The 25,073-nt window shown below is 60.1% G+C and carries 27 protein-coding genes; 6 read left to right on the top strand and 21 right to left on the bottom strand.

All coding sequences use genetic code 11. From position 1 onward, the window contains the following. Positions 1-37 precede the first annotated feature (37 nt). On the top strand, positions 38-265 hold the full coding sequence (locus tag AC3ITA_RS20950; RefSeq protein ID WP_056727184.1) for a YheU family protein: 228 nt from the start codon (positions 38-40) through the stop codon (positions 263-265). Between the two features lie 5 nt (positions 266-270). On the opposite strand, the gene csrA is transcribed toward AC3ITA_RS20950, so the two are convergent. From csrA to AC3ITA_RS20965, 3 genes are all read right to left on the bottom strand, one after another. Then, positions 271-456, bottom strand: coding sequence for a carbon storage regulator CsrA (csrA, locus tag AC3ITA_RS20955; protein ID WP_489278319.1), 186 nt, complete (start codon positions 454-456; stop codon positions 271-273). A gap of 154 nt (positions 457-610) precedes the next feature. After that, complete coding sequence (locus AC3ITA_RS20960) at positions 611-943, bottom strand: YnfA family protein (RefSeq protein ID WP_095943984.1); 333 nt, start codon at positions 941-943, stop codon at positions 611-613. 64 nt (positions 944-1,007) lie between these two features. Further along, the gene (locus tag AC3ITA_RS20965) at positions 1,008-1,823 is read right to left on the bottom strand and encodes an SDR family oxidoreductase (protein ID WP_095943985.1); all 816 of its coding nucleotides are present in this window, start codon (positions 1,821-1,823) and stop codon (positions 1,008-1,010) included. A gap of 277 nt (positions 1,824-2,100) precedes the next feature. On the opposite strand from AC3ITA_RS20965, the gene AC3ITA_RS20970 reads away from it, so the two are divergent. After that, positions 2,101-2,259, top strand: coding sequence for a DUF3309 family protein (locus AC3ITA_RS20970; protein WP_172435350.1), 159 nt, complete (start codon positions 2,101-2,103; stop codon positions 2,257-2,259). A 58-nt stretch (positions 2,260-2,317) separates the two neighbouring features. Here the strand turns inward: AC3ITA_RS20970 and AC3ITA_RS20975 are convergent, their stop codons facing one another. The 10 genes from AC3ITA_RS20975 to AC3ITA_RS21020 form a co-directional block, all read right to left on the bottom strand. Then, the gene (locus AC3ITA_RS20975; RefSeq protein WP_150672649.1) at positions 2,318-4,411 is read right to left on the bottom strand and encodes an LTA synthase family protein; all 2,094 of its coding nucleotides are present in this window, start codon (positions 4,409-4,411) and stop codon (positions 2,318-2,320) included. Between the two features lie 338 nt (positions 4,412-4,749). Continuing rightward, a complete protein-coding gene (locus AC3ITA_RS20980; RefSeq protein ID WP_095943987.1) occupies positions 4,750-5,355 on the bottom strand; it encodes an START domain-containing protein in 606 nt (201 codons plus the stop codon). A 96-nt stretch (positions 5,356-5,451) separates the two neighbouring features. Further along, the gene (locus tag AC3ITA_RS20985) at positions 5,452-5,706 is read right to left on the bottom strand and encodes a YkgJ family cysteine cluster protein (protein ID WP_095943988.1); all 255 of its coding nucleotides are present in this window, start codon (positions 5,704-5,706) and stop codon (positions 5,452-5,454) included. Positions 5,707-5,873: 167 nt separating this feature from the next. Continuing rightward, positions 5,874-6,353, bottom strand: a complete 480-nt coding sequence (locus AC3ITA_RS20990) for a translation initiation factor 2 (protein WP_150672648.1) — start codon at positions 6,351-6,353, stop codon at positions 5,874-5,876. Between the two features lie 80 nt (positions 6,354-6,433). Further along, the gene (locus AC3ITA_RS20995; protein WP_008050371.1) at positions 6,434-7,873 is read right to left on the bottom strand and encodes an aminotransferase-like domain-containing protein; all 1,440 of its coding nucleotides are present in this window, start codon (positions 7,871-7,873) and stop codon (positions 6,434-6,436) included. A 201-nt stretch (positions 7,874-8,074) separates the two neighbouring features. After that, positions 8,075-8,887: an OmpA family protein gene (locus AC3ITA_RS21000; RefSeq protein WP_489278320.1), complete on the bottom strand. Its 813-nt coding sequence runs from the start codon at positions 8,885-8,887 to the stop codon at positions 8,075-8,077. Beyond that, positions 8,884-9,240, bottom strand: a complete 357-nt coding sequence (locus tag AC3ITA_RS21005; RefSeq protein WP_095943991.1) for a DUF4398 domain-containing protein — start codon at positions 9,238-9,240, stop codon at positions 8,884-8,886. Before AC3ITA_RS21005 ends, AC3ITA_RS21000 begins: the two co-directional genes overlap by 4 nt. Positions 9,241-9,249: 9 nt before the next feature. Next, a complete protein-coding gene (locus AC3ITA_RS21010; protein ID WP_489278321.1) occupies positions 9,250-10,089 on the bottom strand; it encodes a substrate-binding periplasmic protein in 840 nt (279 codons plus the stop codon). A gap of 198 nt (positions 10,090-10,287) precedes the next feature. Next, positions 10,288-11,217, bottom strand: coding sequence for an electron transfer flavoprotein subunit alpha/FixB family protein (locus tag AC3ITA_RS21015; protein WP_095943993.1), 930 nt, complete (start codon positions 11,215-11,217; stop codon positions 10,288-10,290). Continuing rightward, positions 11,218-11,967 (bottom strand): electron transfer flavoprotein subunit beta/FixA family protein, encoded by a 750-nt coding sequence (locus AC3ITA_RS21020; protein WP_116263300.1) that lies wholly within the window; start codon positions 11,965-11,967, stop codon positions 11,218-11,220. It lies immediately after the preceding gene. Positions 11,968-12,516: 549 nt separating this feature from the next. On the opposite strand from AC3ITA_RS21020, the gene AC3ITA_RS21025 reads away from it, so the two are divergent. Continuing rightward, positions 12,517-14,181: an electron transfer flavoprotein-ubiquinone oxidoreductase gene (locus AC3ITA_RS21025; RefSeq protein ID WP_414929031.1), complete on the top strand. Its 1,665-nt coding sequence runs from the start codon at positions 12,517-12,519 to the stop codon at positions 14,179-14,181. 178 nt (positions 14,182-14,359) lie between these two features. Here AC3ITA_RS21025 and AC3ITA_RS21030 read toward each other — a convergent pair whose 3' ends face one another. The 6 genes from AC3ITA_RS21030 to AC3ITA_RS21055 all read right to left on the bottom strand — a co-directional run bounded on the left by AC3ITA_RS21030 (position 14,360) and on the right by AC3ITA_RS21055 (position 20,179). Then, positions 14,360-15,163, bottom strand: coding sequence for an IclR family transcriptional regulator (locus AC3ITA_RS21030; protein WP_489278322.1), 804 nt, complete (start codon positions 15,161-15,163; stop codon positions 14,360-14,362). Between the two features lie 60 nt (positions 15,164-15,223). After that, positions 15,224-16,534, bottom strand: coding sequence for an MFS transporter (locus AC3ITA_RS21035; RefSeq protein WP_489278323.1), 1,311 nt, complete (start codon positions 16,532-16,534; stop codon positions 15,224-15,226). 187 nt (positions 16,535-16,721) lie between these two features. Further along, complete coding sequence (gene dgoD / locus AC3ITA_RS21040; protein WP_008047041.1) at positions 16,722-17,870, bottom strand: galactonate dehydratase; 1,149 nt, start codon at positions 17,868-17,870, stop codon at positions 16,722-16,724. Between the two features lie 48 nt (positions 17,871-17,918). Then, entirely contained in the window at positions 17,919-18,539 is a 621-nt protein-coding gene (locus AC3ITA_RS21045; RefSeq protein ID WP_414929032.1) for a 2-dehydro-3-deoxy-6-phosphogalactonate aldolase, read from the bottom strand. 19 nt (positions 18,540-18,558) lie between these two features. Then, on the bottom strand, positions 18,559-19,551 hold the full coding sequence (locus AC3ITA_RS21050) for a 2-dehydro-3-deoxygalactonokinase (protein ID WP_489278324.1): 993 nt from the start codon (positions 19,549-19,551) through the stop codon (positions 18,559-18,561). 145 nt (positions 19,552-19,696) lie between these two features. After that, a complete protein-coding gene (locus AC3ITA_RS21055; protein WP_095943999.1) occupies positions 19,697-20,179 on the bottom strand; it encodes a GNAT family N-acetyltransferase in 483 nt (160 codons plus the stop codon). A 174-nt stretch (positions 20,180-20,353) separates the two neighbouring features. On the opposite strand from AC3ITA_RS21055, the gene AC3ITA_RS21060 reads away from it, so the two are divergent. The 3 genes from AC3ITA_RS21060 (at position 20,354) to AC3ITA_RS21070 (ending at position 22,363) form a co-directional block, all read left to right on the top strand. Further along, a complete protein-coding gene (locus AC3ITA_RS21060; protein WP_489278325.1) occupies positions 20,354-21,559 on the top strand; it encodes an MFS transporter in 1,206 nt (401 codons plus the stop codon). 80 nt (positions 21,560-21,639) lie between these two features. Beyond that, on the top strand, positions 21,640-21,963 hold the full coding sequence (locus tag AC3ITA_RS21065) for a hypothetical protein (RefSeq protein ID WP_489278326.1): 324 nt from the start codon (positions 21,640-21,642) through the stop codon (positions 21,961-21,963). A 19-nt stretch (positions 21,964-21,982) separates the two neighbouring features. Next, positions 21,983-22,363, top strand: a complete 381-nt coding sequence (locus AC3ITA_RS21070; RefSeq protein ID WP_489278327.1) for a Rho termination factor N-terminal domain-containing protein — start codon at positions 21,983-21,985, stop codon at positions 22,361-22,363. Positions 22,364-22,492: 129 nt separating this feature from the next. On the opposite strand, the gene araH is transcribed toward AC3ITA_RS21070, so the two are convergent. Both araH and araG read right to left on the bottom strand, forming a co-directional pair. Then, positions 22,493-23,461: an L-arabinose ABC transporter permease AraH gene (gene araH / locus AC3ITA_RS21075; protein WP_095944016.1), complete on the bottom strand. Its 969-nt coding sequence runs from the start codon at positions 23,459-23,461 to the stop codon at positions 22,493-22,495. A 12-nt stretch (positions 23,462-23,473) separates the two neighbouring features. After that, on the bottom strand, positions 23,474-25,018 hold the full coding sequence (gene araG, locus AC3ITA_RS21080; protein ID WP_414929037.1) for an L-arabinose ABC transporter ATP-binding protein AraG: 1,545 nt from the start codon (positions 25,016-25,018) through the stop codon (positions 23,474-23,476). Between the last annotated feature and the right edge of the window lie 55 nt (positions 25,019-25,073).

A 25,073-nucleotide genomic window follows, 5' to 3' on the forward strand; every position in this document is an offset into this window, starting at 1 on the left:
GCCGTAGCATCGCGCCATTGATCCAACCGAGGTGCCTATGCTGATCCCCCACGACCAACTTCAAGTCGACACCCTCACTCGCCTGATCGAGGATTTCGTGACCCGCGACGGCACGGACAATGGTGACGACACCCCCCTGGAAACCCGCGTACTGCGCGTGCGCCAAGCGCTGACCAAGGGCCAGGCACTGATTGTCTTCGACCCGGAAAGCGAGCAATGCCAACTGATGCTCAAGCACGACGTGCCCAAGCACCTGTTTGACTGAAGTCTTCAGCGTCCCTTGGTCTTCGCCAGTTTGTTCTGGATGCGTTCGTAGATTTCGCAGCGGTGCACATTCACTTCCTGAGGCGCTTCGATGCCAAAGCGAATGTTGTTTCCGTTGATCGCGAGAACACGCACGGTAATGTTGTCACCGATGGAAACGTTTTCGCCCACAACGCGAGTGAGTACGAGCATGAGGAATGTCCTTCAGGGATTTCTGGCCCTTGAAGATGCCCTCCCCGCCGTACGCCTACAATGCTCCGACAGCAAACCAGACCGGACTGACACCCCTTGACGCACACCACTTACGGAAAGGTCTGACAGGCCGGCCAAATGTAGGGCCAATCTGTCAGGACGCGGAGAATCGCGGCCCGAACAGAATGATGCTCGCGCCGATCACACACAGCGCCACGCCGAGCCAGTCCGAACCCAACGGACGAATCCGCTCGACCACGGCCAACCAGCCGATTGAGGCAATGATGTAGATGCCACCGTAAGCGGCGTAGGCGCGGCCGGCGTAGGTGGCTTCGATCCGGGTCAGCAGCAGGGCGAACAGGGTCAGGCTCAAGAGCGCCGGCACCACCCACCACATGCTTCTACCCTGGCGCAGCCACATCCAGAAGGCAAAGCAACCGGCAATTTCGAACAGCGCGGCGAGGAAAAACCACAGGTAATTGAGCATGCGAGCGTCTCGCGAGGATGGCCGATGGCGGCCACCCTAACCACAGCGTCGCCCGCGGGCAAGATCAGCTTGCGGATTGCCCGGCCTTGGCGCGCATTTTGTCGGCCATGGCGGTCATTTCGTTGTAGAGCAATTGCGGGTTCTTCTGCTTGATCGCCCAGGCCATGCGTCCCTGTTCGTGGGGCAGGATCATGAACTCGCCTGCCGCGACCTGCCGATAGATGTAGTCGGCGATGTCGGCGGCGCTGATCGGCGAGCTTTCCAGCAACTTGCCGACCTGGGCTTTCATGGCCGGGGTCGGGCCACGGAAGGAGTCCAGCAGGTTGGTCTGGAAGAACGACGGGCACACCACATGCACGCCGACTTCCTGATGCGCCAGCTCGATCAGCAGGCTTTCGGACAACGCCACCACGCCCGCCTTGGCCACGTTGTAGTTGCTCATCGCCGGGCCTTGCATCAGCGCGGCCATGGACGCGATGTTGATGATCTTGCCTTTGCTTTTTTCCAGCAGTGGCAGGAACGCCTTGCAGCCCTTGACCACGCCCATCAGGTTGATCGCGATCTGCCAGTCCCAGTCCTCCAGGGACAACTCACTGAAAAATCCGCCAGACGCGACACCTGCGTTATTGACGATGACATCGATACCGCCGAGTTTGACTTCGCAAGCCTGGGCGAACGCTGTCAACTGGCTGTAATCGCGCACGTCACAGCGCTGGATAAAACCGTCGCCGCCCGCTTCGCGGACCAGCTTGAGGGTTTCCTGCAAGCCGGGCTCGCTGACGTCCGACAAGGCCAGTTGCCAGCCTTCGCGCGCCCAGCGCAGCGCGATTTCGCGACCCAGGCCAGAGCCTGCACCAGTGATCATCATGCGATTTTGCATAGCAGACAGCCTTGTTGTTCTCGGAAGAGGCATCGAGTGTAGCGAAGGAAGCTGCCCGACCCACGCTCCATCAGATTGCTGAATGGCCCGAGCAAACCGCGGGAACGCCTGAAGTAACTAAGGCACCAAAATAGAAATAAGAACCCGCTCGAATTACTTCAAAAAACTTGGAATTTTCCTGCAAGCACAAAAGTCGGATTTTTTAAGCAGCTCGAATTTACTTCATTCACGCTGACCTTGATTGGCAGGGTCAATCCACTGCATTTTCGACAAGGAAATAGACATGGGCACAATACTGATCATCATTCTGATCCTGTTACTGATCGGTGGTTTACCGGTCTTCCCGCACTCCAGAAGTTGGGGTTACGGCCCGTCCGGTATCATCGGCGTCGTATTGGTGGTGTTGTTGATCCTGCTCTTGCTCGGCCGAATATAAATATCCGCCAGGCAAAAAAAGAGGCCCGTGAAGGGCCTCTTTTCCATTGCGTCACAACTTAGTCCGGCTTGCCATCAACAACACCGGCGGTGTTGTCCAGCAGGCTCTTGGTCGCTGTTTGCAGGAACGCTTCGAGCTTGAGTTTCAACTCGGCGGTACGCGGCGCATCTGCAATGACTTCGGCGCGAGGCTTGGCACCCAATTCATACTGATACAACTTCGGCGCCATGTCCTTGTCCTTCGGCAGGACCAGAATCTGGTCTGCGGTGAGGATGGCCGTGGTCTGCTCGCTGCCCGACGGCTTGATCACACCAATACCGGCGTCGCCTTCCGGCAGGTTGAGCAGGTCGCGTCCCCAGCACTGATGACGCACTTCGCCACCGATGCGGCCCATGATGGTCGGCACGATGTCGATCTGAGTGCCCACGGTGTGGTCACGCTGGCCGAACTTTTCCTGGATGCCCGGCGCGATCATCAGCATCGGCACGTTGAAACGGCCCAGGTCCATTTCGGTGATCTGCTGTTCGTTGCCGAAACCGTGGTCACCGACGACGACAAACAGGGTTTCCTTGAAGTACGGCTCCTTGCGGGCCTTTTCAAAGAACTGGCCCAGTGCCCAGTCCGAGTAACGCATGGCGGTCAGGTGTTCGTTCAGGCTGCCACGATCGGTCACGCGCTCGACCGGCAATGGCGTCGGCAAGGCGTAAGGCGTGTGGTTGGACAGGGTTTGCAGCAAGGCATAGAACGGCTTGCCGTTTTCCCGTGCCTTGAGCTCGACCAGGCCACGGTCGAACATGTCCTGGTCGGACACGCCCCAGGTCGGATCAGAGAACACCGGATTCACGAAATCGTTACGGCCGATGAAGTTGGTCATGCCCTGGTTGCTGAAGAAACCCGACTGGTTGTCCCAGGCGAAATCGCCGTTGTAGACATACACGTCGTCGAAGTCACGGGCGCTGAGCAACTGCGGCAGACCGGACAGCTTGTGGCTGCCTTCCGGGGTCTGCATCAGGTATTCGAAACCCGGCAGGTTCGGGAAGCAGGCCATGGTGGCGAACATGCCCTGGTGGGTATGGGTGCCATTGGAGAAGAAGCGGTCGAACAGCAAGCCTTCCTTCGACAGTTTGTCGAGGTACGGCGTGATGTTGCCCGGCCCACCCAGCGCACCCACCGAGTGACCAGCCATGCTTTCCATCAGGATCACGACGACGTTCTTGATCGGCAGGGTCTTGTCGGCTGGCGGGGTGTAATCGCGACGTACCGCCGCAGTGCCGGCATCGACCAGTTTCTCGGCCGGCAGCACCAGCATGTCACGCACCACTTGCTGGGCTTGTGGCTGTGGCAAGGTCGCCTTCCAGATATTGTCGCGATCTTCGGACATGCGGCTCTTGGCTGCGGCTACCAGCGACAGCGTACCGTTGAGGCCCAACTGGTTAGCGAAATTCGAATCGGTGGTATAGACATCACCCCAACGCAGCGGCGGGCCCTGGCGCAGGGTGCCACGGGCGGCGACCACGCAAACCAGCAGGCACACCATGAATACCGCGATACGCGCGTACCACGGCGCAACCTTGCGTGTGCCGATGCTGCCGCCACTGAACGGACCACGAGGGCGGGTCGCACGGTCGGCGCCCTTGAATGCCAGGCTCAGGATCCAGGTGCCCACGGCCCAGGCCAGCAGGTAACGGACCACCGGGAAGCCGTACCAGAGCATGCTGGCCACGGTTTTCGGGTCTTCCTTGACGTACTGGAAGACCAGGCCGTTCAGGCGCTGGTGGAACTCACGATAGAAGTCCATCTCCATCAGGCCCAGGAACAGCGCAATGCTGGAGACCACCGTCAGCCAGAGACGGAACAGCCCGCGTGCGGCCATGGCCCGGGCGCTGAACAAGGCCAGCAGCAACGGAATACTGAGATAGACCACCAGGCGCAGGTCGAAACGCAGACCATTGGCGAATGCCTCGAGGAAGGTCGAGGCCGGCGTGTCGAGGATCATCGAGCGGTTGTAAGCCAGCAGCGCGACGCGCAGCAGGCTGAACATGACCATCATGACCAGGGCACACAACAGCGTGTAGGCCAGATGTGATTTGACGGTCGGTTGCAGCAGGCGACTAGAAGCTCGCTGCTGACTCAGGGCGTCCGGGATTGCCATGTCGTTTTAGGACCCATTGGAAAGTTGAAGTTTCAAAAATACAGCTGCGCCCTGCCCTCTTTTCGGCCCGTACAAGGCCTTGGGGTTTGCGCGGTGCGCAAATGTTGCACGATCAACGGCAGCATTGCCATTGATAACTACCCTCATCCCGACTCTTTCATCCTGCACTCAGGCATACGCAACGTGTTGCGGGAGAGCCGGCGAATTGTCTTGGAGGCTGGGTGAAAATTTCGTGCAACGCATATCCGGAAACAAATTAAAGCCTGCGCACCGGTCAAAAACGCAAACGCCCCGATCAAGTCGGGGCGTTACGAAGTCATCTCAAAAGAGCGACACAGTTACTTCTCGGCGCGTTCCTTGAGGGCTTTCAAGGTATTGAACGGGGCATCCACCACGAACTTGTTGGCCACCATCGACGGCACGCTGCCACCCGGCTCGGTGTGCACCTGATAGGTCACTTCGATCTGGTCGCCCTTGGGTACGAACTTCCAGAAACCGTCGACCTTGGCGACCCGGACGAAGCCTTTTTCTTCAGGCAGGTATTTCGGCACGCCTTCGAGCTTGCGGGTCAGGCTGCCATCGGCCCCTTCGAGAGTGGTGATGTGCAACACCGAATCACGGGGAGTAACCGGCCAAGGGGTGTTGAACTGAGTGTAGGTCCAGCTCTGGTCACCTTCGTGCTTGAGCAGCTTCTGGGTTTTGCATTCGTGAATCCAGGCGCAGGCTCCAGGCACGTCTTCCTGCAACGCGCGCAGCTTGGCCATGGTGGTCTTCATCAGCGTGACGCCCTGGTAGGCCTTGTAGTCGGAGCCGGCCACTTCACTCAGGGAAATCCTGATGCCGTCTTCGTCCTTTTTGACTTTCCAGTCTTCGGCCTGGGCGGTCGAGGTAGCCAGCGCAACCGTCAAACCACACAGCACAGCCATACGATGCAGCGAACCCATAGTCTTATTCCTTATTGTTGAAGTTCCGTTCGTTGGGCTTGCACCTGCGATCACTTCCAGGTTTTTCGGAGGTGATCGCAAGTGCAAGCCCACACATCACGCCGCCGTCATTTGCTCCCACCAGCCAATCAACCGGATGGCTTCTTCGCTGCTGCTTCCACACACCTCGGGGTCGGCCTCGAAGGCAGAACACACCGCCGGCCGCTCCGGCTGGCCGAAAATACGGCACAGGTTATCGGAGGAAAGTTGCAGGCAACGTTGCCCCGCGGCTTTGCCATTGGGCATACCGGGAATCGGCGAACTGATGGAAGGGGCAATGCAACAAGCGCCACAGCCCTCACGGCATTTCATGACGACAAGCTCCTCGCGACGAGCAATGTGTTAATGGACGGGGCACAGAGTACCCGCTTAAACAGTTGTTTTAAATTACCTGCGAGCGGGTTTTTCAACGCAAACGGGCATGACCGGCCAGTCTCCGACAAAGCGTCTGGCCTGCGGCTCGCGGATCCTTACGGGGGTTACTGCTTGAACTCGAAATCCAGTGCCGCGCCTTCGACCTCGTGGCGCTCTTCATTTCGCAGTTGCAGCTGCATTTCATTGCTGAGCAGGCGGCCGTTGAGCTGGAACTCGCTGTTGGCGCTTTTGTCACCGAACATCTGGGGTAACAACGGTTCGCGCTTGACCAACGGAACCGTTCCCACCGGCTTGAGCTCCTGAACCATATCCTTGGGCAAGCTCAGATCCAGTTTGGCAGATGGAAGCTCAGTCTTTACCACCTCGCTGGCCGGTTTCGATTTGGAGGCAATGGGCGGACGCTTTTTCACGGGCGCAGCCTGCTTACTGCCCGCCGAGGCTTTTTTCGCAGGCGCGGTTTCTATCGGTGCGACGTGGAAACTGCCGGTTGTCTGATCCTGCTCGGTAGCGGCCACGGCGGATGCCGGCTGAATACTCGCAATCAGGCAGAGCAAAAGCCAGGCGGCAGGAAAAGTCGGTTTCATGGATCCAACGGTGGGTGCAAACGGCAGAGATGCCTATGCTCGCCTGTTGCAGCCCACAAGACAAGCGCAGTCGCAGCCTGTTACAAACCGCCAGCCATCTCCTGGCAGAGTTGGGTGGCCAGCATGCCCAGGGTCATCAATGCGCGCTCGGCTTCACGGTTCCACGGGATGCCGCAGTTGAGCCGGATGCAGTGATTGAATTGCTCGGTATTACTGAAGATCAGTCCCGGCGCGATACTGATGCCCTGCTGCAATGCCCGCACATGCAACTCTTGCGTATTGACCCGCCCCGGCAGACTGACCCACAGAATGAAGCCGCCGGTAGGCCGGGTCATCTGCGTGCCTTCCGGGAAATACTGCTGCACGGCCAACTGGAAGGCACTGAGGTTCTTGCGGTACTCCTGACGGATGAAGCGCAAATGCCGGTCGTACCCGCCATTTTCAAGGTACGCGGCAATGCCCATCTGGGTCACGCTGCACGCGGAATGCGTGCTGAAGGTCTGCAAGCGCTGGATTTCCTGCTGGTACTTGCCGGCAATCATCCAGCCGATCCGCACGCCAGGCGACAGGGTCTTGGAGAAACTCGAGCAATAGATCACCCGATCCAGCCGATCGTAGGCCTTGAGGGACTTGGTGCGCCCCTGCTCGAACATCAGCTCACCGTAGATATCGTCTTCGACAATCTGGATATCGAAGTCCGACGCCAGGCGCAGCAATTGTTTCTGCCGCTCCTCCGGCATGGTGCCGCCCAATGGATTGCTCAGACGGGTGGTCAGCACCAACGCCTTGATCGACCATTGGTTGGCCGCCAGCTGCAGGGCTTCCAGGCTCATGCCCGTGGCTGGATCGCTGGGGATCTCGATGACCTTGAGGCCCAACAGATCGGCCAGTTGCAGCAAGCCGTAATAGGTCGGCGACTCGGCCGCGATCAGATCACCCGGACGGGTCAGCACACGCAAGGACATCTGCAGCGCATCGACACAACCGTGGGTGATCACCACTTCCGACGGATCGACCACCACGCCGGCATCGCGCATGCGGATCGCCACCTGTCGGCGCAACGGCTCGAAACCGGGGCTGAACATGTAGCTGAAGGCCCGCGGACTATGGAAACGGGTGACCTTGGCCAATTGCTGATGCAGTGCCCGCACCGGCAAATAGTCGACACTCGGCACCGCAGCGCCCAGCGGGAACACGCCTTCACGACGGGATTCGACCAGGACTTGCTGAATAATGCTGCTGCGGGTGACCAGGCCGGGGCGTTCAACCCGGGCGATGTCCGGCGTCGGCGCGGTGAGTGCCGGCGTCTGGTGCACGTAGTAACCCGACTGTGGCCGGGCGCGGATCAGACCCTGATCCTCGAGATTGGCATACGCCTGCAACACCGTCGCATGGCTGACATTGAGCTGCGAGCTCATCTTGCGCACCGAAGGCACGCGCTCTCCCGGCTGATAGACCCCACGACGGATGTCTTCGGCCAGTTGTTGAGCAATACGTTGATAGAGCAAAAGGTTGGTCATGACGCAGCACTCGATTTCACGGGCATTTTATTCTTGTGTGAAACAATACCGGAACAGTTTAGAAGTGTACGGGGACAGTTGCCACAATAGTCGACCGTACAGTGCAGTGTCAGCAAAATCTGTACTGTTTTGTGCGGTAATCGGCAGGCGTAAAAAAACCCGGCGCTGCATGGCAGGCCGGGCTTTCCAGCGACGCAACCCCTAGCGGGCGGCGCCGAGCTGGCCCTTCTCGTCGGAAAACACAATTTCCACCCGACGATTCTGCGCCCGGCCCCGTTCCGACGCATTCGCGTCCACCGGATACTCGTCGCCATAACCCTCGACCTGGATGCGCTTGTCGTCGATACCCAGGTCGATCAGCACGTCAGCCACCGATTGTGCGCGGTCGCGGGACAGCTTGAGGTTTTCCTGCTTGCCCCCGGTACTGTCCGTATAACCTTCGATCCGCACCACCCGCTTGGGGTTGAGTTGCAGGAACTGCACGATCTTCAACACCACACGGTTGGCCGACGGTTTCAATTCCGCTTCGCCCGTGTCGAACAGCATGTCGCCCAATGTCATCACCAGCCCACGGTCGGTCTGGCTGGTGGTCAATGCCAGGATCTGCTCCTCGAGCCATTTGCCTTGCTGCTGCACGCTGAACAGTTTGGATTCACGCAGTGCCAGTTGCAGACGCTGCCGTTCCAGTTCGAGCTTCGCCGCCCGCTCTTCGTTGAGCACCTGATTGGTGTGTTCCCGGGCAATGGCGCTATAGCGCTGGCTCAGGTAGGCGTAATGCACCACGTCCGAACCGCTGCCCCAATAGCTGGACAGGCGATCGGCACGGGCCAGGGATTCACCGGCGCGAATCACGTCCTTGGGGGCGATTCGCAGTACATTGGAGTCTTCCTTGACCTTCTGAAAGTCGGCACCGGCCTGCTGCAACGCGGACTCGCTATGCTGGCTGGCGCAGCCAAAGAGGCTCGCGCAGCCTGCCAGGATCAAACCGCCGAGGGCTTTGCTCTTGAGGCTCATTGGGCATCTCCCAGTTGCTTGCGCAGGCGGGCGATGCGGGTGTTGAGCACATTCAACTGTTCCTCGCTCTTGGCCGTCAACACCTTGGCTTCAGCCAGGCGCGCATCGAGTTCGGCCTGTTCGGCCCGCATGCGTGCGTTTTTGAAGGATTGATCGGTCATGTTGCCCTTGGCACGGTTGAACTTGTCTTCGGCCAGCTTCATTTCCGGCACATCGTCTGCCGTGGCGCCCACGGCTTTGGCCTGTTCGAGTGCTTGTTCGGTCAGGCGAAACTGTTCATTCGGCGCAGGATCGGTTGCACAACCCGCCAGGGCGGCAAAGGCCACGGCAGCGAAAAGAAGTCGAATACTCACTAAATATCCTTACTGTTTTGGGGTACTGACGGGTTGTTGCGGGGGGCTTGGCTGTGGTTGTGAGCGTTGTGCTTTCCAGCGCTCGATATTGCGCATCAGCACGGTCTCCGTCAGTCCGGACGCGGGCAATTCTGTCATCTTTTTGGCCAACTGTCCGCGCAACCACGGATCGTTGCAGGCCGAGTCATGGGAAATCGCCAGGTACAGGCCTGGCTTGTCGACCGGTTGCGAGCGCGCGATCAGATCAGCGGCCATGCCCAGTGTCTGCGCAGTCGCCATGCCCGAGTAACGCCCTGCCAGTATAAATTCGACCTCGCCCAACAGCAGTTTCTGAAAGGCCTGGGTCAGGTTGGACGTGCGCGTGAGGGTCAGTTGCTGTCCGGCAAAGGCACTGAATTGCGCGGTCAATCGGGCCTTTTCCGACACGGCGCCGGGATGGCCGTGCAGATCTGGTGCTTCGTTGTAGACCAGCGTCGAGTCCTTGCGAGTCCAGACCAGATAGTCGTTTTCCAGCAAGGGTGGATGGATGTAGTCCAGGGTTTCCAGCTCGCTGACGGTCAACGTCGCGTCCACCAGCATGTCCATGCGCCCGCTGCGCACTTCGTCCAGGGCCTGGGCGCGTTTGCCGGCATAAAGCAGTTCGACCTTGAGCCCCAACTCCCCCGCCACTTGCCGCAGCAAATCGGCGCTGGCACCGATCAGGTATTTGGGATTTTGCGGGTCTTGCCACAGGTACGGCGGCGCGTCCGGGCTGCCGGTGACCACCAGGCGTTCGCATTTGCCTGCGGCGACAGACAGCGTCGGCAATAACGCCAATCCCAGTAAGCTCCACGCAAGTCGCAGATCCATGGCAATTCACTCCACTCAAACCCGGTTATGCCCTCTGTAGGAGCGAGCTTGCTCGCGATGGTCTCAAATGCACCGCGTGTATCCAGGATCCCCGCGTCATCGTTGACGTCCATCGCGAGCAGGCTCGCTCCTACAGGGGAAAAAGGCAAAAAAAAGCCCGACCAAAAGGCCGGGCTCTTTATAAGTGAAGCAGCCGGATTAGACCAGCTTCTCCAGCTCAGGGATGGCTTCGAACAGGTCCGCCACCAGGCCGTAATCGGCCACCTGGAAGATCGGCGCTTCTTCGTCCTTGTTGATCGCAACGATCACTTTGGAGTCTTTCATGCCGGCCAGGTGCTGGATCGCGCCGGAGATACCGACGGCAATGTACAGCTGTGGAGCAACGATCTTGCCGGTCTGACCGACCTGCATGTCGTTGGGTACGAAACCTGCGTCGACCGCGGCGCGGGAAGCACCGACGGCAGCGCCCAGCTTGTCGGCCAGGGCGTACAGGTGTTTGAAGTTGTCGCCGTTCTGCATGCCACGGCCGCCGGAAACGACGATCTTGGCAGCGGTCAGTTCCGGACGATCGGACTTGGCCAGTTCTTCGCCAACGAAGCTGGAGATGCCAGCGTCGTGGGCAGCAGCAACGGCTTCAACGGCAGCGGAACCACCTTCAGCGACAACCGGGTCGAAACCGGTGGCACGCACGGTGATCACTTTCACTGCAGCGTTCGATTGAACGGTAGCGATGGCGTTACCGGCGTAGATCGGACGCTTGAAGGTGTCAGCGCTTTCGACCGAGATGATCTCGGAGATCTGGTCAACGTCCAGTGCAGCGGCAACGCGCGGCAGGATGTTTTTGCCGTTGGAAGTGGCGGCAGCCAGGATGTGGCTGTAGCCCTTGCCCAATTCGGCAACCAGCGGCGCGACGTTTTCCGGCAGTTGGTGAGTGTAGGCGGCGTTGTCGGCCACCAGCACTTTAGCCACGCCAGCGATTTTCGCCGCGGCTTCAGCCACGGCACCAGCGCCCTGACCTGCAACCAGAACGTGGATGTCACCACCGATTTTAACGGCGGCAGCCACGGTATTCAGCGTGGCCGGGGCCAGCACTTTGTTGTCGTGTTCAGCAATAACCAAGATAGTCATTTAGATTACCTTCGCTTCGTTTTTCAGTTTCTCGACCAGTTCAGCCACCGACTTGACCTTGATACCCGCGCTGCGTGCAGCTGGCGCTTCGACTTTCAAGGTTGTGTTGGTGGAGGCGGTGGAAACGCCCAAAGCGTCCGGAGTCAGCACTTCGAGAGGCTTCTTCTTGGCTTTCATGATGTTTGGCAGAGACGCGTAGCGCGGCTCGTTCAAACGCAGGTCGGTGGTGACGATCGCCGGCAGCTTCAGGGAAACCGTCTGCGCGCCGCCGTCGATTTCACGGGTTACAGCTACGCTGTCGCCGCTGATTTCGACTTTGGACGCGAACGTGCCCTGACCGTAGCCGCTCAATGCAGCGAGCATCTGGCCAGTCTGGTTGTTGTCGCTATCGATGGCCTGTTTGCCAAGGATCACCAGCTGAGGCTGTTCCTTGTCGACAACAGCCTTCAACAGTTTGGCAACAGCCAGGGAAGTCAGGTCTTCGGCGGACTCGACGAGGATGGCGCGGTCGGCACCCAGAGCCAGCGCGGTGCGCAGTTGCTCTTGAGCGGTGGACGGGCCTACGGAGACGACGACGATTTCAGTCGCAACACCCTTCTCTTTCAGGCGTACGGCTTCTTCCACGGCGATTTCGCAGAACGGGTTCATCGACATCTTGACGTTGGCAAGATCGACGCCGGAATTGTCCGCCTTGACGCGAACCTTGACGTTGTAATCCACAACGCGTTTGACAGCTACAAGAACCTTCATGGATTCCTCGTTACTCTCCGGTGAAAAGAAAGTCGCCTAGGCGAACCTGGCGGTTGATGCTCATCGGGCGCAAGGGCACCTCCAAAAACGCCGGCCAAGGTGTCAAGTGACCATCGCTCATGATCTGGATGACCGTTCGTCAGTGGTGACTGACGAGTCATTCAACATCGCGGCGTGTAAACTGCACATCAAACCCGCGCAGCGCATCACTCTCTACTGCCATCGCCCTGTCTTTAGAGGTGCTCTTGAAACCAACAGTCAGCCTACGGCGAGCGCAAAACCGCCCGTATCTTGACCGGAACGCCTATTCCGGTCAATACGCCAAAATGGCCGTTCATAAGGCGCGTGACTTTGATTTCTCTGGCTTTGAGCCAATTCAAACAAACGTTTGTATTGGACGCTGAGAGTGGTGTAGATATAATGCGCCACCCAAAGGGAAAGGTGGTCAATCGATTGTCCTCTTCCGGCGTTGCGCCGGGATTCATGGATGCGACACCAAACCTCAAAATTAGAAAAAAAAACTGTTGAGCCTTGAGTAGGAGATAGCCTGTGGAACGCGAATACATGGAATTCGACGTGGTCATCGTCGGTGCCGGCCCCGCTGGCCTGTCTGCCGCCTGCCGTCTGAAGCAGAAGGCCGCCGAAGCCGGTAAGGAAATCAGCGTCTGCGTGGTCGAAAAAGGCTCCGAAGTCGGTGCTCACATTCTGTCCGGTGCCGTGTTCGAACCACGGGCCCTGAACGAACTGTTCCCGAACTGGAAAGAACTCGGCGCGCCGCTGAACACGCCCGTCACCCGCGACGACATCTTCGTGCTGAAGAACGCTGAAAGCGCGCAGAAAGTTCCAGACTTCTTTGTGCCCAAGACCATGCACAACGAAGGCAACTACATCATCTCCCTGGGCAACCTGTGCCGCTGGCTGGCCCAGCAGGCCGAGAACCTGGGCGTGGAAATCTACCCGGGCTTCGCCGCACAGGAAGCGCTGATCGACGAGAACGGCGTGGTACGCGGGATCATCACCGGCGACCTGGGCGTCGACCGGGAAGGCAATCCGAAGGAAGGCCTGTACACCCCGGGCATGGAACTGCGTGGCAAGTACACGCTGTTCGCCGAAGGTTGCCGCGGCCACATCGGCAAGCAGTTGATCAAGCGCTTCAACCTGGACACTGACGCTGATGCCCAGCACTACGGCATCGGCCTGAAAGAAATCTGGGAAGTCGACCCGGCCAAGCACCAGCCAGGCCTGGTGGTGCACACCGCCGGTTGGCCGATGGACATCATGGGCACCGAGAACACCGGTGGCTCGTTCCTCTATCACCTGGAAAACAACCAGGTGGTGGTTGGCCTGATCGTCGACCTGTCCTACAGCAACACCTACCTGTCGCCGTTCGACGAGTTCCAGCGCCTCAAGCATCACCCGGTGCTTGCTCAGTACCTGGAAGGCGGCAAGCGCATCAGCTACGGTGCCCGCGCGATCAGCAAGGGCGGCCTGAACTCGCTGCCGAAAATGGTCTTCAAGGGCGGCGCGCTGATCGGTTGCGACCTCGGCACCCTGAACTTCGCCAAGATCAAAGGCAGCCACACCGCGATGAAGTCCGGCATGCTCGCCGCTGAATCCGTGGCCGAGGCGCTGTTCGCCGAGAAGGACGGCACCGAAGAGCTGACCACTTACGTCGACGCGTTCAAGAAGAGCTGGCTCTACGAAGAACTGTTCGCCAGCCGCAACTTCGGCCCGGCGATCCACAAGTTCGGTGCCATCGTCGGTGGTGGTTTCAACTGGCTCGACCAGAACATCTTCGGCGGCAAACTGCCGTTCACCCTGCACGACACCAAGCCGGATTACGCTTGCCTCAAGCTCGCGGCCGACTGCAAGAAGATCGACTACCCGAAACCGGACGGCAAGCTCAGCTTCGACAAATTGAGCTCGGTGTTCATCTCCGGTACCAACCATGAAGAAGAACAGCCGTGCCACCTGAAGCTGACCGACCCAAGCATCCCGATCAGCAAGAACCTGCCGCTGTACGATGAGCCGGCACAGCGTTACTGCCCGGCCGGCGTGTACGAAGTGATCACCAAGGAAGACGGCGAGAAGCGCTTCCAGATCAACGCCCAGAACTGCGTTCACTGCAAGACCTGCGACATCAAGGACCCTGCACAGAACATCACCTGGGTGACACCGGAAGGCGCTGGCGGCCCGACTTACCCGAACATGTAAGCCGAACCGCGAACATCAAGGCTCCCGAAAAGGGGGCCTTTTTGTTGCGTGCGATTCAGGGCATAACACAAGACCAGTGTAGGAGCGAGCCTGCTCGCGATGGCGGCGTATCAGTCAACAAATGTATTGAATGTAAAACCGCAATCGCGAGCAGGCTCGCTCCTACAGTGTTTTGTATTTAAACCTTGAGGCCAAGTTCGGCCGACAACCGAATAGTGACGCCTTTGATCAGGGGAATCAGCTCGGCCATTTTTTCCAGCGGCATGTAAGGCACCGTACTGGCGATGCTGATGCCGGCGACGATGCGCTTGCTGGCATCGCGGATCGGCGCCGCCACGCAGCGGATCGACGGTTCGTTGTCTTCCAGGTCGAAGGCATAACCGCCGGCCACGTACTCGACCATGCGCCGCTCGAACTGCTCCCAGGACTGCTCCGGGTGCTGCGGCCAGAACTGGTTTTTCCCACCCACCGGCAGGCTGACTTCGTACAGGCGCTGCCACTCTTGCGGTGAATCATCGAGCATCAGCGCCTTGCCGATCCCGGTGCGCGCCAACGGCATGCGATGGCCGACCCGCGAACGCATTTCCGGGCCATTGCGCCCCGGATTCTTGTGCAGGTACAGCACTTCGTCGCCTTCGCGGATCGCCAGGTGAATGGTGTCGCCGGTCAACGCCGACAACTCGTCCAGATACGGCCCGGCCAGGGTCACCAGCGGCAACTCTTCACGGGCCTGAAAGCCCAACTCGATCAGTTTCGGCCCCAGCAGATAACCGACTTGCGGCACCACCCGCAGATAACGCTCGTCCACCAGGCAACTGGCCAGACGATGGGTGGTGCTGCGCGTGGTGCCGATCAGCCGGGCGATTTCCTTGAGATCGCGGGCGCCGCTGGCCACGGCATGAACCACACCCAGACCGCGAAGCAGAGTCTGGGTGCCGGTCGGTGCGGCGTCCTTGGCGATTTTTGGGGCGTCTTCCTGCATATCCAGCCTTTACCGTTGAGCGAGTGAACGGGCGGCATTATGGTCACCCGCGTGCCACGACTACAACTTGATACGCTCGACCTTGCCCACCAGCAGGATGTAGGACAGTGCGCCAATCAATGCCAGCACCGAAATGTAGGTGATTGCCGGAGCAAAAGAATCACCCGTCGCGAGGAAGCCGATCACGATAGGCGTGGCAATCGCCGACAGGTTGCCGATGAAGTTGAACACCCCGCCGGTCAGCCCGAGCAAGCGCGCCGGAGCCAAGGTCGACACCAGCGACCAGGTAATCGAAGCCAGGCCATTGCCGAAGAATGCCAGCGCGAGGAAGGCAATCACCAGCGGCGTCGACTCGACGAAGTTGGCGCCGATGATCGAGGTGGAAATCAGCAGTCCACTGATGATCGGTAACTTGCGGGCGAAACCTACCGTGTAACCGCGACGGATCAAAAAGTCCGAGAAGAAACCGGAACACAGTACGCCGACAAAGGCCGCGAGAAACGGCAGCGACGCCAACAGGCCGGACTTGATGAAGTCCATGCCGCGGTATTTCACCAGGTAGGTCGGGAACCAGGTGAGGAAGAACCACAGCGTCGAGTTGAGGCAGAACTGCCCGAGGTAAATGCCCCAGAGCTTGCGCTTGGTCAGGACGATGCCCAGGTCGGTCCAGCTGAATTTGGCTTTGATCCTGGCTTGTTCCGCCTGGATATCCACCAGCCCGCCGCCCTCGCGGATCAGATCGATCTCTGCATCATTGGCGCCTTTGAAATCCCGTGGTTCGCGATACACCGCGTACCAGATCACCGCCCACACAATGCCCACCGCGCCGGTGGTGACGAACACCATATGCCAGCCGAATTCGTGTTGCAGCCAGGCCAGCACCGGCGTCAGGAAGGCCAGGCCGACGAATTGCCCGGAGGTGTAGAAACCGATGGCCGTGGCGCGCTCGCGCTCGGGGAACCAGGTGGTGACCACGCGGCTGTTGATCGGATAGGCCGGCGCTTCCAGGGCACCGACCGCCATGCGAAGGACGAACAACGCGATGAAGCTGCCGGCGAAGCCGAGCATCACCGTGGCCACCGACCACAGCAGCAAGGCGACGCTGTATAGAATGCGTGGTGGTACGCGGTCCACCAGCCAGCCGCCGGGGATCTGCATGGCAGCGTAGGTCCAGCCGAACGCGGAGAAAATCAGACCGACGTGGATCGGGTCGATGCCCAAGTCACTGGTCAATGCCGGGGCGGCAATCGACAGATTGCTGCGGTCCAGGTAATTGATCACCACGGTGATGAACAACAGCACCATGATGAAAAAACGCTTGCGGCTGGGCGTCACCAACGACGCCTGCCCGGTGAGGGTTTGCGGTTGCATGAGGGGTGCCTCTTCTTATGGTTATTGAGGTCGATGTGAAATGCAGATCTCCGGAGTCATGGAGATCAAACTGTGGGAGCCAGCCTGCTGGCGATAGCGGAGTGTCAGCCACCATAAATGCTGGATGTGCCGACCAAATCGTCAGCAGGCTGGCTCCCACAGGGGTTTGTGGTGAGTCAGGAAGCACTCACCACTCGGCAAAACTGCCATCGGCATGGCGCCAGATCGGGTTGCGCCAGCGGTGGCCGATGGCGGCGCGTTCGATCACGTACTCCTCGTTGATCTCGATGCCCAGGCCCGGGCCGTTGGGGATTTTCACGAAGCCTTTGTCGTAGTCGAACACCCGCGGATCTTTCACATAATCGAGCAGGTCGTTGCTCTCGTTGTAATGGATGCCCAGGCTCTGTTCCTGGATGAATGCGTTGTAACAGGCGGCGTCCAGTTGCAGGCAGGCCGCCAGGGCAATCGGGCCCAGCGGGCAATGCAGCGCCAGCGCCACGTCGTAGGCTTCGGCCATGTTGGCGATCTTGCGGGTTTCGGTGATGCCGCCGGCGTGGGAAGCATCCGGCTGGATGATGTCGACGTAGCCTTCGCTGAGCACACGCTTGAAATCCCAGCGCGAGAACAGGCGCTCACCCAGGGCAATCGGCGTGCTGGTCAACGGCGCAAGTTCCTTCAGCGCTTCGTAGTTTTCGCTGAGCACCGGCTCTTCGATGAACATCAGCTTGTACGGATCAAGCTCCTTCATCAGCACCTTGGCCATGGGCTTGTGCACCCGGCCGTGGAAGTCCACGCCGATGCCGACGTTCGGGCCGACGGCATCGCGCACGGCAGCGACATTGGCCAGCGCCTGGTCGACCTTGTCGAAAGTGTCGAGAAATTGCAGCTCTTCGGTGCCGTTCATTTTCACTGCGGTGAAACCACGCTCGACCGCTTCTTTGGCCGCACGCGCGGTGTCCGCCGGACGGTCGCCGCCGATCCACGAATACACACGGATCTTGTCCCGCACCTGACCACCCAACAGATCGCTGACCGATACGCCCAGCGCCTTGCCCTTGATGTCCCACAAGGCCTGGTCGATACCGGCCAGGGCGCTCATGTGGATTGCGCCGCCACGGTAGAAGCCACCTCGGTACAGCACGGTCCAGATGTCTTCGATGTTGCGTGGGTCTTTGCCGATCAGGTAATCGGACAACTCTTCAACGGCCGCGGCAACGGTGTGGGCGCGACCTTCAACCACAGGCTCGCCCCAACCGGTCACGCCCTCGTCGGTTTCGACCTTGAGGAAACACCAACGCGGCGGAACGATGAAGGTGGTCAGTTTGGTGATTTTCATCTTTTGGCTCTCTTATTAGATGCAGCGCGCTCGGCGCTCAAAGAAGTCTTATCGAAGGGCTTTCCAGGCAGCGACGTAGGCCTTGGCATTGGCTGCCACTTGCGCAGGCGTCATGCCCGGTTTGAACAGACCGGAACCGAGGCCGAAACCTTTGACGCCGGCGTCGATGAACACTTGCATGTTGTCCGGCGTGATGCCGCCGACCGGCGCCAGAATCGTTCCCGCCGGCAGCACGGCGAGCCAGGCTTTGACGACCGCCGGGCCCATCTGCTCGGCCGGGAACAGCTTCAGCACATCGGCGCCTTCAGCCAGTGCCGCGAAGGCTTCGGTCGGCGTGGCGACACCCGGCGACAGGTACAGCCCCGCCGCTTTCGCCGCGCGCAACACCTTCGGATCGCTATGGGGCATGACGATCACCTGGCCGCCCGCGGCTTTCACTTGCTCGACCTGCTCCGGCGTCAACACTGTGCCGGCACCGATCAGGCAATCGGCGGGCAAGGTACTGCGCAGGATGCGGATACTTTCGTACGGCTCAGGGGAATTGAGCGGCACTTCGATGACGCGAAATCCGGCGGCGTACAGGACTTCGCCGATGGCCGCCGCTTCCTGTGGGCGCAGGCCGCGCAGGATCGCGATCAGTCCGTTTTGCGCCAGGGCTTGTTTGAGCATGTCAGGACTCCAGTCAGGTTTAACGGGATGCGGTGCGCGTGACCAGGCCGGCAGCCAGCGCCAGTTGCCACAACCCGCTTTCGGTGGCCTGTTCGGCCAGGGTCACCCGGGCAAAACCGCAGGCGTCGAGCGCACGGCTGTAGCGGGCACAGAGTTGGGTGTTGCCGATGAGGATGATCGAAGGCAGATGCACGCTGTTGCGTCGGCGCCGCTGCACGTTGGCCAGCGCCACCAGCTCGTGGCCGATCAGCAGGCCGGACAGATAGTCCGCCTGGGCGGTGGCGCTCAACTCGCCGGTCAGCCCGAGACTGCGGGCGCTGAACAGGGTCGAAAGCGGACCGATTTCAGCGTCCGCCGACAACGCGACCTTCACGCCGCGATCAAACGCATCGCCATCGAAAGACGCGCCACGTTGCTGGGTGCGTCCGAGAATGCTGTGTTGACTGAGCACAGCGAAGACTTCGCCGGTCATGAAAGTGTCGAAATGCATGATGCAGCCGTCGGCCACTTCCACCCATTTCGAATGGCTGCCCGGCAGGCCGATCAGCAGATCAGCACCCGCCTCGCTCGCCAGGTTTTGCAGCACGCCGAGCACCTGGGTTTCTTCGCCGCGCATCACGTTCGGCAAAGGCGAACGCTCGATGACGCCGGGCACGATGTGCACATCGACGCCGCGCAGGCTGCGCACGGTTTGCAAGGAAGTACCGAGCGTGGCGACGTTCGCCGGTGTGTCGCGGTAGGCCGCTTCGCTCCAGCCCTGGGCGCTGCCGACCATGCCGCAGGCAATCACCGGCAAATTCGGCTGGGCATTGAGCCAGTCGCCGCAAGCCTCATCGAAGGCCAGTTCGAAACCATCGGTGCATTCCCGGCCGCCAATGATTCGCGGCGCTTTCGGCAGCTGCATGATCCCCGACGACAGCGAACGCTGTTCGAGCACTTGCCCGCCTTCAGCCAGTTTGTAAGCACGTAATGAGGTTGTCCCCCAGTCGAGCGCGATCAATTGCGCCTGCATCGCTTCACCTGTTTTGGTTTTTGGCAGTGAGTGAGCGGGACTATAAACCTGCGCAGGGATAAATCTCAATATATAAATATCAATCCCATATTATGAGACAAGACAAAAAAATCGCAGCCCGAAGGCTGCGATCCTTTAAAAGCGATCAGTTACCCGCTGCAAAATCCCGCAACACCGCCCCATCCATCCGATAGCGCACCCACTCTTCCTGCGGCTGCGCCCCCAGGGACTTGTAGAAATCGATGGCCGGCGTATTCCACTCCAGCACGCTCCACTCGAACCGCCCGCAATCATTGGCGCAGGCGATTTTCGCCAGGTGCCGCAGCAGGGTCTTGCCCGCACCGCCGCCGCGCTGTTGCGGGGTGATGTAGAGGTCTTCGAGGTACAGGCAGTTGCTGCCAAGCCAGGTGGAATAGCTGAAGAAGAACACCGCGAAACCGATGGGCGCACCGTCGCGCAGGCAGATCAGGCCATGGGCGGTGGCACCTTCGCTGAACAGGCTGCGCTCGATATCGGCAACACTGGCGATGACTTCATGGCGGGCACGTTCGTAGTCGGCCAGTTCAGTGATGAACGCGAGGATTTGCGGTGCGTCACTGGGGGTCGCCGGGCGGATTTCGATCGTCATGGACGTGCCTTGTCAAAAGTTGAAAACACCATACTAAGTCGGCGCGTAGCCTGTGGCGAGGGAGCTTTACTCCGGCCAACACTAACCCTGGAATCGATAACCTCGGACCTGACATTCGGTCACTGCGTGGTTAGATAGCCGCACAGCTCATTTAGCCGGTCAAGGAACTGCGTCATGTCTACCGCAACACCTCCAGTTTCAAGCAAGCTGTTCGGCCTGTTTTGCCTCGCCAGTTACCTGTTGTCGTTGTCCTACGGTTCGACGTTTTTGCTCTCATTACTGATCGGCTCGCGCGGCGGTAACGAACACGATGCCGGTAGTGTGATTTCGGCGGCGATGCTCAGCACCTTTGCGGCGGTGATTGTTTCCGGTCATTTGTCCGACCTGCTCGGTGCCGCCCGCTCGGTGGCGCTGTTCGGTGTATTGCTGGTGGTGGCCAGCCTGGGCTTCGCCCTGACCCCGGGCTTCGGTCACCTGCTATTGTTTTTCGGGCTGCTGCTGGGCCTGGGCTGGGGCGTGTTCTACACCCTGGGGCCGATCATCGTGGCAAGTCTTGTGACACCCGCGCAGCGCGCCAAATACTTCGCCTTGCTGTCGGGCAGCATGATGACCGGGATCGGCAGCGGCCCGTTGCTCGGCCGCGCGGCGAGTGCGCTCGGTTATCCGGTGACGGCGGCGTTTTACCTGGCGGCGCTGGCCAGCCTGATCGGCGTATTGCTGTTCTGGCGCCTGGATCGACAACTGAAACAAGCGCCCGCGCAATCCGGCAGTGTGTCGCGGATTTCCTGGCGTGCAGCGGGTCAGGTGCTGTCGTCCAGGGCGGTGTTCCCGATCATCATGGTCGGTCTCGGCGGCTGCGTATTCGGTGGTCTGTCGAGTTTTCAAACCAGTTACGCGACGGCGCACTCACTCGACTATTCGCTGTTCTTCCTCGGTTTCATGGGCGCGGCGATCAGCGGCCGCATGCTGGTTGCCGGTTTCGTGGTCAAGCGCGATCCGTTCCGTGCGTCGTGCCTGCTTTCGGGGCTGATGCTGGCGTCGATCGTGATGTTCGGTTTTGTCGTCGACAGCAGCTTCAGCTACGTGCTCGCGGCGGCGGTGCTCGGGATCGGTTACGGCCTGACGTACTCGGTGATCAACGGCCTGGCCGCCAATGAAGCGCCGAACGGCACCACCGCACAATCCTTGCTGCTGTTCAGTCTGTCGTACTTCATCGGCGTATTCGGCTTTCCATTGCTGGCCGGGAAAATCATCGTCGAGCAAGGCATGGCCACGCTGTTGCTCACGGTGCTGGTAGTTGCCTCGCTCAACTGGCTGATCACCGTGGGCCGGTTGATCTGGCGTAGAGCCACGGCGATCAGGGCACTGGAGCAGGCCTGAGCCGTTCGTCGCCAACACTGCACCCATCCGGATCGAGGGCGGACTAATCAGGTAAGGACTCTACTCGTTGGAGACACCCCATGATTCTGTCCAGGTTGACCGCCCTCGTTCTCACTGGGCTTTTGTCCGCAGCCTCCTTCGCCGGGACCATCGGTTCGAGCACCGGCCCGACCAATCCGGTGGAAAAACCCAGGGCCCCCGCCATCCAGAGTGCCCCCGGTATGAACACCGATGGCACGACGATCGACCATAACCTGCCGCCCGCCACCGGCACCGACCCACGGGTTAAAGGCAATGACGCGGGACGTCAGGATGGGACGAACCTGCCGGACAAAAAAACGCCCGGCAGTGGCGGCTTCGGCTCAAGCACCACCGAGGACGAGGACAGCAACATGAGCCAATAATGAAGCCAGGAGAAATCCCATGCCTCGTGGAAGCAAAACCAAATACACCGCCGAGCAAAAGCGCAAGGCGCAACACATCGAAGACAGTTACGAAAACAAAGGCGTCTCAAAGGACGAAGCCGAAGCCCGCGCCTGGGCGACGGTGAACAAACAGTCCGGTGGCGGCGAACGGGCCGGCGGTTCGGGGCGCAAGAAACCCGCCAGTGCAAAGTCGACAGATCGCAAGGAATCGGCGCGTCGGGCGGTGGCAAGCCGTGAAGGAAACTCACGTAGCAGCAAGGCCTCGCGAGAGACTCAAACAGTCGATAGCTTGAGGAAGGAAGCCAGGGCAAAGGATATTCCCGGGCGGTCCTCGATGCGCAAGCAAGAGCTGATCGAGGCGTTGCGCAAGGCGAGCTAGGGCCTGCTTATGTATTGAACGTTGAGGCCCAATCACGAGCAGGCTCGCTCCCACAGGGGACCGCGTTCGCCTGACCAACCCGGTCAATTGTGGGAGCGAGCTTGCTCGCTTCCACAAGTGTAATGGGTGTCAGCGCTGCTTCAGACGGTCAATCACGACGGCCAGAAGCAGAATCGAACCCCGGATCACATACTGATAAAACGTATCGATGTTCTTCAGGTTCATCGCATTCTCGATGATCGCCAGAATCAACACCCCGGCGATCACATGCCGGATCATGCCGATGCCGCCGCTCAACGACACCCCGCCCAGCACACAGGCCGAGATCACCGTCAGCTCGAAACCCTGGCCGATCATGGGCTGGCCGGAGGTCATGCGTGATGCCAGGATCACCCCGGCCAATGCACCGATCACACCGTGCACGGCGAAGATGATGATCTTGGTCCGATCGACATTCACACCAGCCAGCAGTGCCGCTTCCTGGTTGCCGCCGATGGCCATGGTGTTGCGCCCGTAGGTGGTGTAATTCAGCAGCCAGCCGAAGAACAGGAAGCAGACGATGGTGATCAGGATCGGTACCGGCACACCAAACAGCTGGCCGTTACCGAAGACAAAGAACGATTCCTGGGACACTCCCACCGCTTTACCGTTGGCGAAGATGTAGGCCAGGCCGCGCACGATCTGCATGGTCGCCAGCGTGGTGATCAGTGCATTGACCCGCAGCTTGGCGATCACTATCCCGTTGATCAGCCCGACGATCAGGCCCATTACCAGCGCCGCACAGACTCCGAGGAACACGCTGTCGGTGTCGCGCATCACCACCGCCGCGACTACCCCGGCGCAGGCAATCACCGAGCCCACCGACAAGTCGAAATGCCCCGACGCCAGGCAATACAACATGGTGCACGCCGCGATCCCGGTGGTGGAAATCGCCAGGCCCAGGCCACGCATGTTCAGCGGTGACAGGAAGTTGTCGATCAGCAAGGTGCAGGCGACAAAGATGCCGACCGCCGCCAGCAGCATCACCCAGTCATCGAGGAAGCGTCGCAGGTCCAGCGGTTTGCGTGTGGTTGGCAGGGTGTTGTTTTGGGTTGTCATCATAGTCACCTCTCAGTTCGCCACGCCGTCGGCGCGTTGGCGCGGCAAAGCCAGTTGCAGCAGGTTGGATTCGTTGGCCTGTTCGCGGCTCAGCTCGCCACGCAGGGCGCCTTCGCACAGCACCAGGATGCGGTCCGAAATGCCCATGACTTCCATCAAGTCGCTGGACACCACAATCACCGCGATCCCCTCGGCGGCCAGGTTATGGATGATCTGGTAGATCTCGGCCTTGGCACCGATGTCGATGCCGCGGGTGGGCTCGTCGAGCAGCAGCACTTTCATCGGCATCGACAGCCAGCGGCCGAGAATGGCCTTCTGCTGATTGCCGCCGGACAGGTACATGATTTTCTGCGCCGCGTTGGGCGTCTTCACTTTCAGCGTCTTGATCTGCTGCTCGGCGTTGTCCTTCTCCCACAGACCGCGCAACAGGCAACCGAAGGTGGAGTGGGCGCCGCGCGCACTGATGTTGATGTTCTCGGCAACGCTGGCCAGCGGCAGGATGCCTTCCTTCTTGCGGTCCTCGGGGCACAACAGGATCCCGGCGGCAATCGCGTCCCGGGGTGAGCGCAGCTTCAGTTCATGGCCACGAAGTTTCAGCTGTCCGGCACTGTTACGCGCCAGGCCGCTGAGCAGGCGCAACAGCTCGGTGCGACCGGCACCGACCAGTCCGAACAGCCCGAGGATTTCGCCTTTGTGCACCTCGAAGCTCACCGGCTCGCGCAACCCCGGCCCGAGCAGGCCGTCGACCTTGAGCGCCACCGCGCCACGCTGGCGCGGGCGGTAATCGTAGATGTCCTGGATGTCGCGCCCGACCATGCAGGTGACCAGTTGATCGTGGGTCAACTGGCTCATGTCGTCGAAGGTGCGCACGTAACGCCCGTCCTTGAACACCGTCACCGCGTTGCAGATGCGGAACACTTCTTCCATGCGGTGGGAGACATAGAGCACCACTCTGCCCTCGTCCCGCAGTCGGCCGATGATCGCCATCAAGCGTTCGATCTCCCGCGCCGAAAGGCTGCTGGTGGGTTCGTCGAAGGCAATCACATGGGCGCCACGGGACAACGCCTTGGCGATTTCCACCAGTTGCCGCTGGCCGAGGGACAGGCGCCCGACTTTCTCCTGCGGGTCGATTTCATCGGCCAGGCCTTTGAGACAGGCCAGTGCCTGCTGACGCAGGGCACCGCGGTTGATCAGGCCGAAACTGGCGGGCAGATGCCCGAGAAACAGGTTCTCGGCCACGGTCATTTCCGGCACCAGATGCAGCTCCTGGTGGATCACCGCGACGCCACTGCCGATGCTGTCGGCGGTGGACTTGAAGTCCATCGTCCGCTCGCCGATCTGCAAGGCGCCGCTGCAAGGCGTGTAGGCCCCGCCGAGGATTTTCAGCAGCGTCGACTTGCCGGCCCCGTTCTCGCCCATCAAGGCGTGAACCTGCCCCGGATGAGCGACGAAGCTGATGTTGTCCAGCGCCTTCACCCCGGGAAAGGTCTTGCCGATCCCGTTGAAGCGCAAGCTGCCGGTGAGGCTGTGTTCGTGTTGGATTGTTTGCGCGTGCATAACCACCTCTTCACACCGATCAGGCAGCCCCGCCACCGAGGCCGCCGCTGAAATC

Source organism: Pseudomonas sp. GL_090, assembly GCF_057837765.1.